The 15,164-nt window shown below is 68.2% G+C and carries 15 protein-coding genes; 10 read left to right on the top strand and 5 right to left on the bottom strand.

What is annotated here, in order from left to right:
* Positions 1–54: 54 nt before the first annotated feature.
* The 3 genes from AB0P21_RS38130 to AB0P21_RS38120 all read right to left on the bottom strand — a co-directional run bounded on the left by AB0P21_RS38130 (position 55) and on the right by AB0P21_RS38120 (position 2,654).
* On the bottom strand, positions 55–918 hold the full coding sequence (locus AB0P21_RS38130; RefSeq protein ID WP_363703797.1) for an RDD family protein: 864 nt from the start codon (positions 916–918) through the stop codon (positions 55–57).
* Between the two features lie 46 nt (positions 919–964).
* Positions 965–1,450: a thioredoxin family protein gene (locus AB0P21_RS38125; RefSeq protein ID WP_363703795.1), complete on the bottom strand. Its 486-nt coding sequence runs from the start codon at positions 1,448–1,450 to the stop codon at positions 965–967.
* A gap of 136 nt (positions 1,451–1,586) precedes the next feature.
* Positions 1,587–2,654 (bottom strand): OmpA family protein, encoded by a 1,068-nt coding sequence (locus AB0P21_RS38120; RefSeq protein ID WP_363703794.1) that lies wholly within the window; start codon positions 2,652–2,654, stop codon positions 1,587–1,589.
* A gap of 396 nt (positions 2,655–3,050) precedes the next feature.
* Here AB0P21_RS38120 and AB0P21_RS38115 point away from each other — a divergent pair, with 396 nt between their 5' ends.
* The 8 genes from AB0P21_RS38115 (at position 3,051) to AB0P21_RS38080 (ending at position 11,563) form a co-directional block, all read left to right on the top strand.
* Positions 3,051–4,415, top strand: a complete 1,365-nt coding sequence (locus AB0P21_RS38115; RefSeq protein ID WP_363703792.1) for a glycosyltransferase — start codon at positions 3,051–3,053, stop codon at positions 4,413–4,415.
* Positions 4,412–6,460, top strand: a complete 2,049-nt coding sequence (locus AB0P21_RS38110; protein ID WP_363703790.1) for a right-handed parallel beta-helix repeat-containing protein — start codon at positions 4,412–4,414, stop codon at positions 6,458–6,460. Before AB0P21_RS38115 ends, AB0P21_RS38110 begins: the two co-directional genes overlap by 4 nt.
* On the top strand, positions 6,457–7,728 hold the full coding sequence (locus AB0P21_RS38105; protein ID WP_363703788.1) for a hypothetical protein: 1,272 nt from the start codon (positions 6,457–6,459) through the stop codon (positions 7,726–7,728). The genes AB0P21_RS38110 and AB0P21_RS38105 overlap by 4 nt, the downstream gene beginning before the upstream one ends.
* A 33-nt stretch (positions 7,729–7,761) precedes the next feature.
* Positions 7,762–9,102 carry a UDP-glucose/GDP-mannose dehydrogenase family protein gene (locus AB0P21_RS38100; protein WP_363703786.1) on the top strand — a complete coding sequence of 447 codons (1,341 nt, stop codon included), beginning with the start codon at positions 7,762–7,764 and terminating at the stop codon, positions 9,100–9,102.
* Positions 9,103–9,135: 33 nt separating this feature from the next.
* Entirely contained in the window at positions 9,136–9,561 is a 426-nt protein-coding gene (gene arfB / locus AB0P21_RS38095; RefSeq protein WP_363703784.1) for an alternative ribosome rescue aminoacyl-tRNA hydrolase ArfB, read from the top strand.
* 156 nt (positions 9,562–9,717) lie between these two features.
* Positions 9,718–10,341: a hypothetical protein gene (locus tag AB0P21_RS38090; RefSeq protein ID WP_363703782.1), complete on the top strand. Its 624-nt coding sequence runs from the start codon at positions 9,718–9,720 to the stop codon at positions 10,339–10,341.
* Positions 10,338–10,955, top strand: coding sequence for a hypothetical protein (locus AB0P21_RS38085; RefSeq protein WP_363703780.1), 618 nt, complete (start codon positions 10,338–10,340; stop codon positions 10,953–10,955). Before AB0P21_RS38090 ends, AB0P21_RS38085 begins: the two co-directional genes overlap by 4 nt.
* On the top strand, positions 10,952–11,563 hold the full coding sequence (locus AB0P21_RS38080; protein WP_363703778.1) for a hypothetical protein: 612 nt from the start codon (positions 10,952–10,954) through the stop codon (positions 11,561–11,563). Before AB0P21_RS38085 ends, AB0P21_RS38080 begins: the two co-directional genes overlap by 4 nt.
* Here the strand turns inward: AB0P21_RS38080 and AB0P21_RS38075 are convergent.
* Positions 11,526–12,902 (bottom strand): hypothetical protein, encoded by a 1,377-nt coding sequence (locus tag AB0P21_RS38075; protein ID WP_363704151.1) that lies wholly within the window; start codon positions 12,900–12,902, stop codon positions 11,526–11,528. The genes AB0P21_RS38080 and AB0P21_RS38075 overlap by 38 nt on opposite strands.
* Before the next feature lie 552 nt (positions 12,903–13,454).
* Positions 13,455–13,694 carry a MoaD/ThiS family protein gene (locus AB0P21_RS38070; protein WP_363703776.1) on the bottom strand — a complete coding sequence of 80 codons (240 nt, stop codon included), beginning with the start codon at positions 13,692–13,694 and terminating at the stop codon, positions 13,455–13,457.
* A 160-nt stretch (positions 13,695–13,854) separates the two neighbouring features.
* Between AB0P21_RS38070 and AB0P21_RS38065 the strand changes: the two genes are divergently transcribed.
* Positions 13,855–14,565 (top strand): response regulator transcription factor, encoded by a 711-nt coding sequence (locus AB0P21_RS38065; protein WP_363703774.1) that lies wholly within the window; start codon positions 13,855–13,857, stop codon positions 14,563–14,565.
* A 257-nt stretch (positions 14,566–14,822) separates the two neighbouring features.
* Positions 14,823–15,029: a hypothetical protein gene (locus AB0P21_RS38060; protein ID WP_363703772.1), complete on the top strand. Its 207-nt coding sequence runs from the start codon at positions 14,823–14,825 to the stop codon at positions 15,027–15,029.
* Positions 15,030–15,164 lie beyond the last annotated feature (135 nt).

Below are 15,164 nucleotides of genomic sequence, written 5' to 3'. Positions count from 1 at the left end.
CTGGGACCACCAGCAATGGTCCCAGTTGGTGAGACAACTGATCACATAGTGATATTAGTGACGCTGCGAGGACCCGATCACCACGTTGGTGGCGGCGACCTTGTCGTGCAGGGCCTGCTTCTTGTCGTCCCACAGCGGCCAGAGGTAGTTGATCAGGCCCAGGAAGCTGAACAGGGTGCCGACGACGGGGATCCAGCCGAGCAACTGGAACGCGTAGTCGGTGCCGAACCGCTTGGCGACGGCCGAGCCGGGCGGCGGGCCGGGCACGTCCCGCAGCCGCACGCTGATGCCGACCGCCATCTTGCCGGGGGTGGCGCCCTTGCGGGTCAGGAAGAAGTACTCGTACAGGAACGAGATGACCAGCGAGATCGCGGCCACCGGGAGCAGCCACTTGTAGACCTCGGGCGGCAGCTCGGTCATCGTCGGCGTTGTCGTATCGCCGTTGGCGGCGCGGTTGAACTCGTACTCCATCTGGTCGGCGAGGATCTTGATCGCCTGCCAGTAGAAGTAGCCGGCGAACGGCATGGTCAGGACGAACAGCAGCAGTCCGTCGAGGAACTTGGCGAGCACCCGCTTCCACCAGCCGGCCAGCGGCTGCCCGTCCGGCGTCGCCGGCACCCGCGGCGCGTAGCCGAAGCCCTGCTGCGGCTGATACCCCTGCTGCGGCCCGTAGCCCTCGCGGCCCATCCCCGGCTGGCCGAGACCCGGCCCGTGCCCGTGCTGGCCCTGCTGAGCCCCCTGCCCCGGTACGCCGTACTGCGGGCCGCCCGGCTGTCCAGCCGCCGGCTGCCCGAACTGGCCCTGGTACGGCGGCGGGCCCTCGCGGGGGCGGCGATAGTCCGTCCAGAATCCGCCGTCCCAGTATCTCTGCTGGGTTTGGTCCTGCGGATCGTCGTACCAGCCGGCGGGGAAGCTCATCGCCAAAGCATCACGTACCAGGAGGTCGCGGCGCTATCCGGGGCAGCTACCGGTCGGCCGAGCTGCCCGCGTCGATGGCCGCACCGAGGGCGGCGATCACGTCGGCCTTGCGCGGCTGGCCGCTGGCGCGGGTGACGATCGCCCCGGTCGCGTCGAGCACCAGCACGGTCGGCGTGCGCATGATGCCGAGCCGGCGGACCAGCTCCAGGTGGGACTCGGCGTCCAGCTCGACGTGCCGCACCCCCTCGACCATCGACTCGACCTCGAGCAGCGTCCGCCGGGTGGCCCGGCAGGGCGCGCAGAAGGCCGACGAGAACTGCAGCAAGGTGGCTCGCTCACCGAGCTCGCCACCGAAGTCCGCGGCCAGGACCCGCTCCGCCGCCGTCACGCTCTCCTCCACCGCATCCTTCTCACCAGTCGGCCGGCGGACCGCGCGGGTGCCGCGGAACCGGCCGTCGAAACGGGACTTGAGCACACTCAACGTGACGCCGAGCGCCAAGGCGCTGACCAGCACGATGATCCCGGGGCTCATGACAATCCAGACTACGTCGGTGGCCATTACGCTCAACCGGACGTTCAGTCCGTGGACCCGGCGGTAATGGACAAACCGGTCCGAGACATATTCAAACGGACGTTTAGAATCACCGCCGGTAATTGACGGGTAAGGATCAGCCCGCGGCGACCGTGATGACCACCCGGCGGTTTTTCTGCCGATTGGCATCCGAACTGTTCGGAACGGCCGGAGCCGCCTCGCCGAAACCTTTCGTGGTGATCTGCCCGGCGGCGAAATGCTCGGTCTTGATCAGGTACAGAGCGACCGCCTGGGCCCGCCGTTCGGACAGCCGCAACCCGTACGTCGCGTCACCGCGATCGTCGGTGTGACCCTCCACCCGGAGCTTCGCGGTGGACGAGGCGGCCTTGATCTTCAGCGCGATGGCGTGCAACGCCTTGGCCGCATCCGGACGGATCGTCGCCTGGTCGGTGTCGAACAGGACGTCCCCGGGCGCCACGTAGGAGACCGTCCCCTCGCCGGTGAAGACGTCGACCTTGTCCTGGCCGGGCAGCTTGCGCGACTCCAGCCGGGCCGGGTTGACGTCGACGTCGGGCAGCTTGAGCTCCGGCACCTTCACCGTCTGGACCCGCAGGTCCGGGACGTCGCCCTCACCGCGGACGAAGCCTCCGGGCCGGGCGGCGCCGCTCCGGGACACCCCACGCCGTACGACGCCCTTGCGGGTCACCGTGGGCAGCACGCCCTTGGTCTCGACCTGGCAGATCTGCGGCGACGTCACGGCCGGCGCGACCTTGCCGGCCACCGTCACGGCCGGGAATGCCGTCCCGCCCACCGTGCCGGCCGGGATCGTCACCGGCGGGATCGTCGCGCCAGTGATCTTGATCGCACCCAGGCAGCCCCCAGGCGCGTCGTACCGGATCACGCAGCCGGCCGGGATGACCTGCGCGGGGAGCGTGAAGCCTTCCATCGCGGTCTTCTGCTGGCCGCCTGAGTCGTAGGTCAGCGCCGGGACGGCCACCTCGGCGACCGTGAGCGGCGGCAGCTCCTTGACCGTCCGGCCGGGGCCGGGGGCGCACTCCGGGTCCGGCGCGGGCGTCGGCGTCGTACCGGGCGTGGTGCTGGTGGTGGAGGGGGTGCCCGGCGTGTTCGGAGCGGTGACGGACGGCTGCGGCGACGGTGGCGCGGAGCCCCCGGCCGACGGCGAATCGTCGTCGCTACAACCCACCAGCGCACCGGTCACCGCAATCGCGAGTAAACAACTCCTCACCAGCCGTGACCTATTCCGCATTGACCAAGTCTCGCATGCGAGCCAGCCCGGCGGAAATGCCGCCGCAACCTGTGTTACCCGCCGATTAATGTTGCGTGAACGATCCCCAAGTCGGCAGCACTCCGGTTGTGTAACGGTTAGTTTCGAGGCTGGCCGCATCGCGTTGACGCCGACGGCGGGGGCGACTACTTTCGACGGAGGCTGCGAGCAAGTTGGTGACTGTCCGCAGCCGTTCGCAGGACGACCGACGTGAGGCCGGTCGCGAGGCGTCACCCGACCCAGGGGTGTGGTCGGGTGAAAATTCGACCGCATTGTGCGGTGGGGGGTTAAGGAATGATTGTGTCGAGTCTGCCCATGAGTCGATTGAGTCTGGCCGAGATCTGGGACCGCATTTCCCATTTCTCCCTTTCGACGGACGACCTTTCCCAATGGCGAAATCTGGTCCCGTTGGCGGCCGCCGGAATTGTCGTCTGGGCCCTGTGGCTTTACCGGTTCTTCTTGTCCCGGCTGGCCGGGCCGATCGAGAACGACTTCACCACCACCACCTCGGTGGTGGTTCCTTCATTTCATGAGGATCCCGATATTCTGATGCGCTGCCTGGAGAGCTGGCGGCACCAGAACCCGGACGAGATCATCATCGTCCTGGACGTCGCGGACACCGAGGCCTACGAGCGGCTGGTCGCGCTGGACGACCCGCGGATCAACCCGATCCTGTTCAAGCACGCCGGCAAGCGCTCGGCGCTCGGCGTCGGGATCCGGATCGCCACCTCCGAGGTACTGGTCCTGGTCGACTCCGACACCAGCTGGGAGCCCGGCCTGCTGAAGGCCGTGCAGCGCCCGTTCATCGACCCCGAGGTCGGCGCGGTGAGCACCCAGCAGAACGTGCACGAGCGCACCACCAGCGTCTGGCGCCGGGTCGCCAACTGGCTGGTCAACCTCCGGTACTACGACTACGTGCCCGCGATGGGCCGGGCCGGCGCGGTCGCCTGCGTCTCCGGCCGCACCGGCGCGTACCGGCGCAGTGTCGTGCTGCCGGTGCTGGAGAACCTGGAGAACGAGTTCTTCCTCGGCCGGCGCTGTATCGCCGGAGACGACGGCCGGCTGACCTGGCTGGTGCTTGCCTCCGGCTACAAGACCGTGCACCAGTCGTCAGCCAAGGCGCTGTCGATGTTCCCGGCCACCTTCCGCGCGTTCGCCAAGCAGCGGATCCGCTGGAGCCGCAACTCGTACCGCTGCTACCTGACCGCCGTCTACAAGGGCTGGCTGTGGCGGGTGCCGCTGGTCACCAAGGTGACCGTGCTGCAGATCCTGCTGACGCCGGTGACGATGGGCATCACCATCGGCTACATGGTGTTCAGCCGGCTCGACTGGACCTGGCAGAGCTTCACCCTGGCCGCGGTCTGGATGACGATCGCCCGCGGTATCCGCGGCATCTCCCACCTGCGCAGACATCCGGGCGAGATCCTGTTGCTGCCTCTGATCGCCGTCACGGTCATCCTGATCGCGCTGCCGATCAAGCTGTACGCGTTCGTGACGATGAACCACCAGGGCTGGCTGACCCGCTCCGAGGACTCGGTCGGCGGCGAGGGCCAGGACGCGGCCTCGCTGATCCAGAAGAACCAGCAGACCGCCACCCCCACCCTGCAGCCGGCTCTGCACCACGAGGCCGGCCAGCCCAAGCACGCCGCCGGCAACCTGCAGACGGAGCCGGCCTCATGACCGCGCCGAAGAAGGGCCGCAAGCTCTGGCGTGCCGTCGTCGTGGTCGGGGTGCTCGGCGTGGCCGGACTGGTCTGGATGCAGTCCACCGCCGCCGGTACCACCGACGCCTCACCGACGCCGACCCCCAAGGCGACCCCCAGTGCGGTCAAGCCGGGCAGCACCACCCCCAAGGCGACCCAGCCGCCGGACTCCGACCAGCCGACCACCCCCGGCGAGGCGAAGGACGACAAGACGATCGACCGGCTGCCCTACCCGGGTGACCCGGAGGCCGAAGCGGCGTACGTCGCCGACGAGGACCGCCGGCTGGTCGAGGTGCGCACGGTCGACTCGCTGGCTCGCTGGAGCAAGACCTCACTCAACTCGCCGTACCGGATCGCCACCGGATCGGCGTACACGCTGGTGCTGACCCCGCGCCGCGAGGTGTACACGATCAAGGACCTGCTCGGGCTCGCCCCGCAGACCTTCATCCGGCAGCCGGACGGCGGCTACCTGCTGTCCGAGCACGTCGTGATCCAGAACGGCGCCACCCTGAACCTGGCCTCGTCCGGCGGCCTCACGCTGCGGCTGGCCAGTGACGGCAACGGCTTCGTCTCGATCGTCAACTACGGCGGCGTGCTGAACGTCCAGGGCGCGAACGGCCGGCCGGTCCGGATCTCCAGCTGGAACCGCGACAACGACGGCCCGGACACCCTCACCAACGACGGCCGGGCCTACATCCGCTCACTCGGCGGCCAGGTCCGGTTCCGGTACGCCGAACTGTCCGACCTCGGGTTCTGGAGCGGCCGCACCGGTGGCCTGTCGCTGACCGGTACCGACCGCCCGAACAGCGGCTCGCTGGACAAGCTCGGCGAGACGATGCGGGTCGGCAAGCGGGCCACCAAGGAACGTCAGGCGGAGAAGGACGCGAACAAGACCACCGCCGGCAGCCCGACCGGCCTGGACGGCGCCGGCAAGAACAGCCTCAGCCAGGTGCTGCCGGCCGGCAAGCTGCCGCTGCCCGAGGTGGACATCGCGGACCCGGAGTACAGCTACGTGTCCGCGCTGATCCAGAACACCACCGTCAAGCGGAACGCGTTCGGGCTGTTCGCGGCCAGCGCCAACGGGCTCGACATCCGGGAGAGCAAGTTCGACGACAGCCTGGTCGACGGCCTGGTGATGCACCGCTACGTCACCAACGCGGTGGTCGACTCCAGCACCGCGGACGGCAACGCCGGTGACGGCTTCGTGTTGTCCAGGGCAACGACCGGGATCGTGCTGTCCGAGATCGAGGCCAGCCGCAACCATCGCAACGGACTGACCATGTCCGGCCTGCCGCTGGCCGACGGCCCGAGCGCGACCGGTTCCAGCCTGGGCAGCTACGGCAACAACACCGTCTCCAACAGCAAGCTGGTGGACAACGCCCGGTACGGCGTCGAGGTGATCGGCGGCACCAACATCGGGGTGAACGCGAACGACCTGCAGGGCAACGACATGGGTGTCGTGGTCCGGGGCGGCGCCGAGGACGTCTCGATCGTCGGCAACCGGGTCACCAAGCCGATCCGGCAGGGCATCGCGATCCGCGACGGCGTCAACAAGTCCGTTGTCACCGGCAACATCGTCAGCGGCGGCAACACCAGCGTCTACGTCCGCGACTCGGCCGCGACGGTGCAGCGCAACACGCTGTCCGACGCCGACTCGCACGCGATCTCGCTGGTCGGCTCGGTGAACGAGACCAAGGTCACCGAGAACACCATCAGCGGCCGTGGCCCGAGCGCGATCGACACCAAGCGCGCGGCCGACGTCAACATGCACCGCTGGAAGAACGACGACGGTCACTGGCACGACACCACGCCCTTCGTGGTCACGCTCAAGCGGTTCCTGCAGCCGCTGACGGCGATGTGGCTGTTCCTGGCCGCCTTGCTGATCTTCACCGCCGCCCGCGGATCCCGACGGATCCGGCGCGTGGTCCACCCGTACGCCGACAAGGCGCCGGTCACCGACGGCCGGACGCTGTCCGCCGCCACCGTGCCCGCGTCCAACGAAAACCATTTGGGAGCCAGATGACCCGGCTGAGCCGGCTGCTCGAACTGACCAGGCTGAACAAGCTTTCCCGGCGTGAGTTGATCATCGCCGGCAGCGCGGCCGGGGCGGTCCTGCTGCTCGGCGGTGGCATCGTGGCCGCCGCCTGGCCGGATGACCGGTCATCGGCGCCGCCGGTGGCGGTGCCGTCGATCCCGGTCGTCCCACCCGAGCCCAGCATCCCTCCGATCACCGACGACCCGACCGATCCGCCCAGCACGACGGAGTCGTCCCCGACCGAGTCCAAGTCACCGGACGACTCCGGCGAAGAGGAGGAGGGCAACGACGGCAAGAAAAAGCCCGCCGATGCGCCGCTGATCGCCAACGCGGCGGCCGCCGGGCAAGGCCCGTTGCCGAACTCGGCAGCGGTCACCTGTCCGCAGGCGACCGTCACGGTGACCGACACCAAGAGCCTGGAAGAAGCACTGGCGAAAGCCACCCCCGGGGCCAGCATCGCCCTCGAGGACGGCAAGTACACCGGGAAGTTCGTCACCCAGGCGTCCGGCAGCGCGGAGCAGCCGATCTGGCTGTGCGGCGGAACGGGCGCGGTACTGGACGGCGACGGGATCAAGGGTGGCTACGTCCTCCACCTGAACAAGGCCAAGTACTGGCGGCTGGTGGGTTTCACCGTCACGAACGGTCAGAAGGGGGTGATGGCCGACACCACCGTCGGCACGGTGGTCCAGGGGCTGACCGTGCACGACGTCGGTGACGAGGCGATCCACCTGCGCGCCAACTCCACCGACAACGTCGTCCTGAACAACACCATCTCCAAGACCGGCCTGCGCCGCGACAAGTTCGGCGAAGGGGTCTACATCGGCTCCGCGGTCAGCAACTGGTGCACCACGAACAACTGCCAGCCCGACCGCAGCGACCGCAACGTCGTCAAGGGCAACAAGATGTCGCAGACCACCTCGGAGGCGATCGACATCAAGGAAGGCACCACCGGTGGACTGGTCGAGGGCAACACCTTCGACGGGTCGGCCCTGACCGGCGCGGACTCCTGGGTCGACGTCAAGGGCAACAACTGGCTGATCAAGGGCAACAGTGGGATGAAGTCGACCCAGGACGGCTTCCAGACCCACCAGATCCTGAAGGGCTGGGGAGACCACAACGTCTTCACCGGCAACATCGCGACCGTCGACGGACCCGGTCTGGCCATCGCCCTGCGCCAGCCCGCCGCCAACGTAGTTGCCTGTGACAACAAGTTCACAGGGGCCGGCGAAGGTCTCAGCAACATTCCCTGCCGTTGATTTTCTCCACCTGCGAACCTATGGGGGGTTCTGATGGCTGACAAGCCACGCATCACCGTTCTGGGCACCGGCTACCTGGGCGCCACGCACGCGATCTGCATGGCCGTTCTCGGCTACGAAGTACTCGGCATCGACACCGACGAGGCCAAGATCGCCGCCCTGGCCGACGGCCGGGTGCCGTTCTACGAGCCCGGCCTGCCCGAGATGCTGAGCAAGGCGCTCGACTCCGGCCGGCTGAAGTTCAGCACCGACATCGCCGACGCCGCCGCCTTCGGTGACGTCCATTTCGTCTGCGTCGGCACACCGCAGGCCAAGGACTCGCCTGCGGCCGACATGACGTACGTCGACGCCGTCGTCACCGACCTCGCCCGGCACCTGACCCGGCGCGCTCTGGTGGTCGGCAAGTCCACCGTCCCGGTCGGTACTGCGGCCCGGCTGACCCAGCTGCTCCAGTCGACGGCGCCGGCCGGCAAGCAGGTCGAGCTGGCCTGGAACCCGGAGTTCCTGCGGGAGGGCTTCGCTGTCGAGGACACGCTGCGGCCGGACCGGCTGGTCTTCGGGGTGGCCTCCGACTGGGCGCTGGAGCAGTTGCAAGGGGCTTTCGCGCCGCTGCTCGAGGCCGAAGTACCGGTGGTGGTGACGGATCTGCCGACCGCCGAGCTGGTCAAGGTGTCCGCGAACTCCTTCCTGGCCACGAAGATCTCGTTCATCAACGCGATGGCCGAGGTGTGCGAGACCACCGGGGCCGACGTCCAGCAGCTGGCGGCGGCGCTGTCCTACGACCCGCGGATCGGCGGCCGGTTCCTGCGGCCGGGCCTCGGGTTCGGCGGCGGTTGCCTGCCGAAGGACATCCGGGCCTTCATCCACCGCACCGAGGAGCTCGGTGTCGGGCAGGCGGTGTCGTTCCTGCGCGAGGTCGACGCGATCAACCAGCGGCGGCGGCAGCGGACGGTCGACCTGATCCGTTCGCAGGCCGGTGGTTCGCTGGAAGGTGTCACGGTCTGCGCGCTGGGGGCGGCGTTCAAGCCGGACTCCGACGACATCCGGGACGCGCCGGCCCTGGACGTGGCCCGGCTGCTGCAGGCCGAGGGCGCCATCGTGCGCGTCTACGACCCGCAGGCGATGGACAACGCGCGCAAGGCGTACCCGGACCTGCACTACGCCTCCGGAGTCGCCGAGGCGGCCGAGGGCGCGCAGGTGGTGGCGCTGCTGACCGAGTGGGACCAGTTCAAGGACATCGACCCCGAGTGGCTCGGCGAGACCGTCGCAGTACGAGCGATCGTCGACGGCAGGCACGCCCTCGACCCGGTGGCCTGGCAGGCGGCAGGGTGGGACTACCGGGCGCTCGGACGCGCTCACGAGACCGCGGCCTGAATCCGCATTGACGCGGGTTGATTGAATAGAGGCATGGATTCCGGGTTGACAGTGCGCCACGGCGTCGTCATCCCGGAATCCGAGCTCTCCTGGCGGTTCTCCCGGTCGAGCGGCCCCGGTGGTCAGTCGGTGAACACCACCGACAGCCGGGTGGAGCTCAGCTACGACGTGGCGAGCACCACGGCGCTGAGCGACGTACTGAGGGCGCGAGCGCTGGAACGACTCGGCTCGCGGCTGGTGGACGGTGTGCTGACTGTGACGGCGTCCGAGCAGCGGTCGCAGTGGCGGAATCGTGAGGCGGCGCGAGCTCGGCTGGCTGCGTTGGTTCTTGAGGCGATCGCTGCACCGCCGCGGACGCGGCGGCCTACGCGGCCTAGTAAGGGGTCGGTGCGGCGGCGGTTGGACGCGAAGAAGCAGCGCGGCCAGACGAAGCGGCTGCGAGGACGGCCTACCGACTGAGCGTTGGGCCGCCGCGGTCGCGGCCCGTGCCCCTGCCCCGCTGTCCGCGACCGGCACCCACTCCCGCGGGTTCGCGCCCGGCGCCCATGCCACGCGGCCCGCGCCCGCGCCCGGCACCGACCGACTGGAGGCCCTTTGGGTGGCTAGGCTTCGGGCGTGCAGGAACCAACGGGGAGCGGTGAAGGCGAGGAATTGCCGGAGCTGCAGGACATGAAGGTGCGCGGCAGATCCCTCAAGGTGTGGGGTATCGGCGCGGCAGTGCTGCTGCTGGCGATCTCAGCGGCGTTCGGCGGCTTGAAGAAGGCTGCTGACGAGACACCGCGGGTGGATGCCGGCCAGGCGATCGATGCCGGCCGGTTCGAGGTGACGATCCAGCGGGTGGTCACGGTCAAGGACCTGAAGCCGCTGTTCTCGCCCGACGACGGTGGCGCGCTGATCGCCGTGGTGACCAAGGTGAAGGTGACCGACGACACCGGCGTCACGCCGCCTGGCGACCTGGTCCGGCTGATCGGCGTACCGGGGATCAAGGACGACGCCGCGCCGCTGGGCAGCACCAACCTCCGCGACGAGACGCGTGATCCGGTCCTCACCCCGGAGTACGGCGAGGACGTCGCCTACGTCTGGAAGTTGCCCAAGGCCACTGAACTGCCGACCGAGGTGAAGCTCACCGTGCAGCACTACGAGCACGTCGAGTCGTCGCTGCTGGACAGCCACGAGAAGTGGAATCCCGACGCGCTCGCCGCCGAGAGCAGCGTCAAGGTGAAGGACAACAGCAAATGACCGCGCCACCGCTGGAGCAGGCCACTACCGGAGCCGGGCGACGCCGCAAGGTGCTGAATGTCGCCTTGGTGCTGGTCGTCCTGGTCGCGATCATCGGGCTCTACCGGCTGACGCCGACGCAGAAGGACGTCCAGGAGCCGATCGCGGTCAAGGGGATCGTCGGCAAGCCGGTCAAGACGCCGCGGTTCGAGCTGACCGTGCGCGGCGTCCAGGTCAGCAAGAAGCTGCGAATCCCACGATCCGCGCCGGACCGAGACACCTTGTCGGACTTCGTCGTCGTCGATGCGCTGGCAACGGCGACCCGGGAACCGCTGTATCTGAAGAACGTTTCGATCAAAGCTGCCGACGGCACCACCTATCTCGGCGCCAACCGGTCCGGCCTGCGTGAGGCAGACCTGACCGGGTTCCAGCTCTCGACCGACATCCCCGCCCGTGGTTTCTTCGTGGTGGAGATGCCCGCCGACCAGTTGCCGGGGGCGGTGCTGCAGGTGATGGAGAAGCCCTTCCTGAACGATTTAGAGCCCCAGGCAACCATCCCGCTCGGAGTGGAGAAGGACCAGCTGGACGGCCTGCGGAAGGACGTGGCGATCATGACCGCCGCGGATGCGTCATGAGCAGCGCTCGACGGGCCCGGCCGGGCTGGTTCCGGAAGAACACGCTGGCCTTGCTCTCCCTGGTCGTCACGGTGCCGCTAGCGGGTTGGTGGACGACACACTCCGACTACAAGTCCTGGTACGACGCTGAGCCGCGTGACGCGGTCAGGGTCGCGGCGGGCGGTACGTCGTACGCGGATGCCACCTGGTTCGCCGCGAGCGTCGAGCTGGATCCTGCGCCGACGCGCTCCACCGCCGTACCGAGTGCGCTGCCCGACGGGACGACCCGGGTACGGGTGTACTTCCGGATGCAGGTGGACGACGTAAAGAAGCTGGAATCGCTGAGCGGCTGCCAGGTGCATCTGCGCGCGCCGGACGGGCGGATCTGGGACGAGTCGAACCTGGAGGACGAGTTCCAGGACCGGCCGACGGGCTGCACGGGTGGTTTCGACGACAAGCCGGCCAGTTTCCGGGACCCGAAGATCGCGCCGTACTACGTGAAGCCGGCGGCCGGGAAGCCGTACGAGGCTGTCGCGATCTTCATCGTGCCGACCTCGGTGGCCGCTTCCGTCGAGCCGACGATCACCTGGGCTACTCGGCTGCCGGAGTACCTGGCATTCCCGAGGTAGCGGCGGTCAGGTCCGCGACGCCCTTGTCCTCCTGCGGGCCGGGCGCTGCGTGGGCCGCGTGGGTCTTGGTGTTCAGGTAGCCGGCCAGGCCCCCGATCATCCGGTCGTACGCCGCCGCGAGCAGGCTGACCTGGAGCATGATCTTCAGCCCGTCGGTGAGCAGGCTCAGCGGCTCGTCAAGAACCAGCCAGAACTGCAGCGAGTGCGGGCCGAGCACGTACTCCTTGAGGAAGATCCAGACCCCGCCGGCCAGGAACGTGACCACCGCCCAGGCGAGGAAGTAGCCGAGCATCGGCCGCAGCCCGGACCGAACCACCAGCCGGAACGCGTTGGCGACCGGTGTCCACCGATCCTTCCAGTCCGCCACCATCGAGTTGCCGGCCACCCGGACGATCTTCGGCGTCTGCTGCCACCGATGGGTGATCCGGTCGAACCGCCAGCGCCGCTCCGGCTTGTCCGCCTTGTGCACGGCCCGGCCGTAGATCACCGCGGTCATCGTGATCCACATCAACGGCAGCACCGCGGCGCTCCACAGATCACCGATGCCTGCGGCAACAAACCCGGTGACGGTGTCCCAGATCTCCCGGATCTTCTCGACGCCGAGCGCATGGTCGAGCAGCCAGAGGTACCCGTCGTGCACCCAAGCGGCGGCCTGACGCTCCTTCAGCCAGTCCTTCGGCGACGGGATGAACGAGGAGGCCTGGTAGATGACCACGAAGATCCACAGCGCCTCGAGGTAGGTGACGAACAACCGGCGTACGGGCCCACCGGTGTTCTTGCCCTTGCGCTTGAAGAAGAACCGCAACACGTACGCCGCCAGCCCGAGCCCGATGAACAGCCAGGTCGACAACGCCTGAAGCCCCGTCGGCTGATCATTCGCCGTACCCCCGTTGAGAACGGTCGCCAGGGTGTCGTTGACCTTGTGAACAGCCAGCTTGTACTCGTAGTCGAGCGCCTCGGCCTGCAGGAACTTGTAGGCCGCATAGAACGCCAGGAACGGCAACAACGCCGCCGCCAACGCGTCAACCGGCCGACTCTCCTTGCCCGGCTCGACTCCATCGGGCGCCAGCATGCCCTCCGCCACGGCCCGACGGTGGAACGGCAATTCGCCTCGCAGTACGAGGAACATCGCGACATACATCGCCAGCGAAACCACCACCAGCAACGCCAACACCGCAATCCCCGCCGCGTCAGCCTGCGCCCCCGCCTGCACAGCGACCCACTGCAGCCCCCGATGCACCAACTGCGCTACCAGAAACACAGCCAGCAACCGCGGCCAAGCCTTCCCGAACAAAGCCCCCGCGCGCCCCACCGTAGTGAGCAACGTCCCCGATTCCATCGCCACAACCGCGCAATCTACCGCCCCACAGGTTCCCCACCTGCTCTCTTGCGCTGTGGATAACGCCGCCACCATCCGCCAACCGGCGAATACACTCAGTTAGGAAGGACAGGGGTGCTGGGACCGCGAGCTGACCCGCTCGAAGGATCTCGGCGGGAGCGCCAGCATCCCTCAGTTCGGCAACCAGCCTGAACACCCTCCGAGGTGGTGTCGGTCGAGCCTTCGTCACCCGGCAGCAAGACCAGCGGTCTTTGCAGGGCCGGCCGCGTCCGAGCGTCCCAACAGAGCCATGAGCGTTCCCACGGCGATCAGCCGGGCGGGGATGGCGGTCCCGAGCGCTTGCTCAGCCCGCCCGACGGTAGGGCCGTGTTAGGGGCGCGGTCAGCAGGTAGGCCCCGCCCGATCGCCGCTTCGTAGGCACGCTCGCCGCGTCGAGGCTTCCGGGTCCACGAGCAGACCCTGGCCACCGCAGGAAACCGTTGTGCGAGGAGGGCATCAACAGCTAGTACCGCCTGCGCTTCGGCCCGCGACCCACGTGCGCGAAGTACCGGATCAGCCGCCGGCGAATGGCGGGAGGGCGTCGACCAGGGCACCGTCGGTGAGGCCTGCGTCGAGGTCTACCCGCTCGCCGTCGAGCAGGAACGTGCAGATCCCGAGCACGCGGGCCAGTTCCGGCTTACCCGCCGAGACCGTGCCCACCAGCTCCTTGACGGAGACCGCCTGGGCAGTTGCCGTCGACTCGCCGGCCGCGGCGCGGGCAGCGGCGAAGTACCTGATGGTCACTTCCGGCATCTGGAGGGGCCTCACTAATCGGTTAAGTCTTCGGCTATTATGTCAGCTTGCTGTTGCATCCAGTGTGTCTCGGGCCCCCGGCAATGACGCCGTTGGGGCCTGACGTGCAAAAGGACCGGTTCTCTCACCAGGGAGCCGACTACCCGCACAAGGAGACAGCGTGAGCACGTTGCTTCTGCTGACGAATGCGCTACAGGCCTCCACCGAGGTCCTGCCGTCGCTCGCCCTGCTGCCACACCAGATCAGGATCCTGCCCTCCGAGGTCGCCGCTCTGGTAGACGCCCCCGACGCTGACGCGGTCCTGCTGGACGCCCGCCGTGACCTGGTCACGGTCCGCGGTGTGGCACGCCTGATCCGCACCACCGGGATCGCCGTACCGCTGTTCCTGGTCGTCACCGAAGGCGGCTTGACCGCGGTGAACGCCGACTGGGGCGCCGATGACGTCCTGCTCGACACCGCCGGGCCGGCCGAGATCGAGGCCCGCCTGCGACTGGTGATCGGCCGCTTGGCCGCCGCTCGTAACGAGGATCCCGACACCTCGCTAATCCGCAGCGGCGACGTGGTGATCGACGAAGCCTCGTACACGGCGAAGCTCAACGGCCGCGCGCTCGACCTCACCTACAAGGAGTTCGAGCTGTTCAAGTTCCTCGCGCAGCACCCTGGCCGGGTGTTCACGCGGGAGCAGCTGCTGCAAGAGGTCTGGGGCTACGACTACTTCGGCGGCACTCGCACGGTCGATGTCCACGTACGCCGCCTGCGCGCCAAACTCGGTCCCGAACACGAGGCCCTGATCGGCACCGTCCGCAACGTCGGCTACCGCTTCGTCATCCCGCCTTCGAAGGACCGCGAAACCGCCGACGCAACCGTCTGATCCAGCTCTGCTCTCGGCGTCGATCCGCCTCGGATTACTGTCTGGGATTGACTGTTGCGCCGTTCCGGACTGGACCAGGCGCATGAGTTCCGAGCTTGACCCGGCGCGTATTCGTGCTGCTACCGTGCGTATTCGGTCTTTTTCACGGAAGGTGACCGATGGCGCACGTCGCTCCGACTTCGCACCGCCGAGGTGCTCGTGCTTCACACCGCGGCGTCCGCACCGACGGCCCGATCCAGCCCACAACCTGGCTCGGTGTGACTTTCGCTCTGATCTTCGGCCTGGTTCTGACCGGCCGCTCCCACGTCGGCGTGCACGCCGCCGGAATCACGCTCCTGCTGATGCTGATCCCGCTCACCCTCGCCGTCGCCGCGAGCGCACTCCGCCAAGGTCTCGGCTCCGCCACGGCAGCCCTCTCGACCGCCATCGCCTTCGCACTGGTACTGCTGAAGTTTCTTCTCTGAACCATCCCGGCGGAACCGCGATCTCACCAGCGCGGGGCGCTTTCTGACCGCGCTCATCCATTGCCGAAGACAACTAACTTGTCGCCGAGTCCGCTAGAGCGTCGCCGCTGCTGGTTGCTGGTTCCGGCCGCCAAC

This window comes from Kribbella sp. NPDC056861, from assembly GCF_040687575.1.
Lineage (GTDB): Bacteria > Actinomycetota > Actinomycetes > Propionibacteriales > Kribbellaceae > Kribbella.
This window is presented reverse-complemented; position numbering and strand designations above follow the sequence as displayed.

Bases quoted from the DNA above. Each gene is read 5' to 3' on its own strand.
- AB0P21_RS38130 (WP_363703797.1), bottom strand. From the start codon at position 918: ATGAGCTTCCCCGCCGGCTGGTACGACGATCCGCAGGACCAAACCCAG.
- AB0P21_RS38125 (WP_363703795.1), bottom strand. From the start codon at position 1,450: ATGAGCCCCGGGATCATCGTGCTGGTCAGCGCCTTGGCGCTCGGCGTC.
- AB0P21_RS38115 (WP_363703792.1), top strand. From the start codon at position 3,051: ATGAGTCGATTGAGTCTGGCCGAGATCTGGGACCGCATTTCCCATTTC.
- AB0P21_RS38110 (WP_363703790.1), top strand. From the start codon at position 4,412: ATGACCGCGCCGAAGAAGGGCCGCAAGCTCTGGCGTGCCGTCGTCGTG.
- AB0P21_RS38105 (WP_363703788.1), top strand. From the start codon at position 6,457: ATGACCCGGCTGAGCCGGCTGCTCGAACTGACCAGGCTGAACAAGCTT.
- AB0P21_RS38100 (WP_363703786.1), top strand. From the start codon at position 7,762: ATGGCTGACAAGCCACGCATCACCGTTCTGGGCACCGGCTACCTGGGC.
- arfB (WP_363703784.1), top strand. From the start codon at position 9,136: ATGGATTCCGGGTTGACAGTGCGCCACGGCGTCGTCATCCCGGAATCC.
- AB0P21_RS38085 (WP_363703780.1), top strand. From the start codon at position 10,338: ATGACCGCGCCACCGCTGGAGCAGGCCACTACCGGAGCCGGGCGACGC.
- AB0P21_RS38080 (WP_363703778.1), top strand. From the start codon at position 10,952: ATGAGCAGCGCTCGACGGGCCCGGCCGGGCTGGTTCCGGAAGAACACG.
- AB0P21_RS38075 (WP_363704151.1), bottom strand. From the start codon at position 12,902: ATGGAATCGGGGACGTTGCTCACTACGGTGGGGCGCGCGGGGGCTTTG.
- AB0P21_RS38070 (WP_363703776.1), bottom strand. From the start codon at position 13,694: ATGCCGGAAGTGACCATCAGGTACTTCGCCGCTGCCCGCGCCGCGGCC.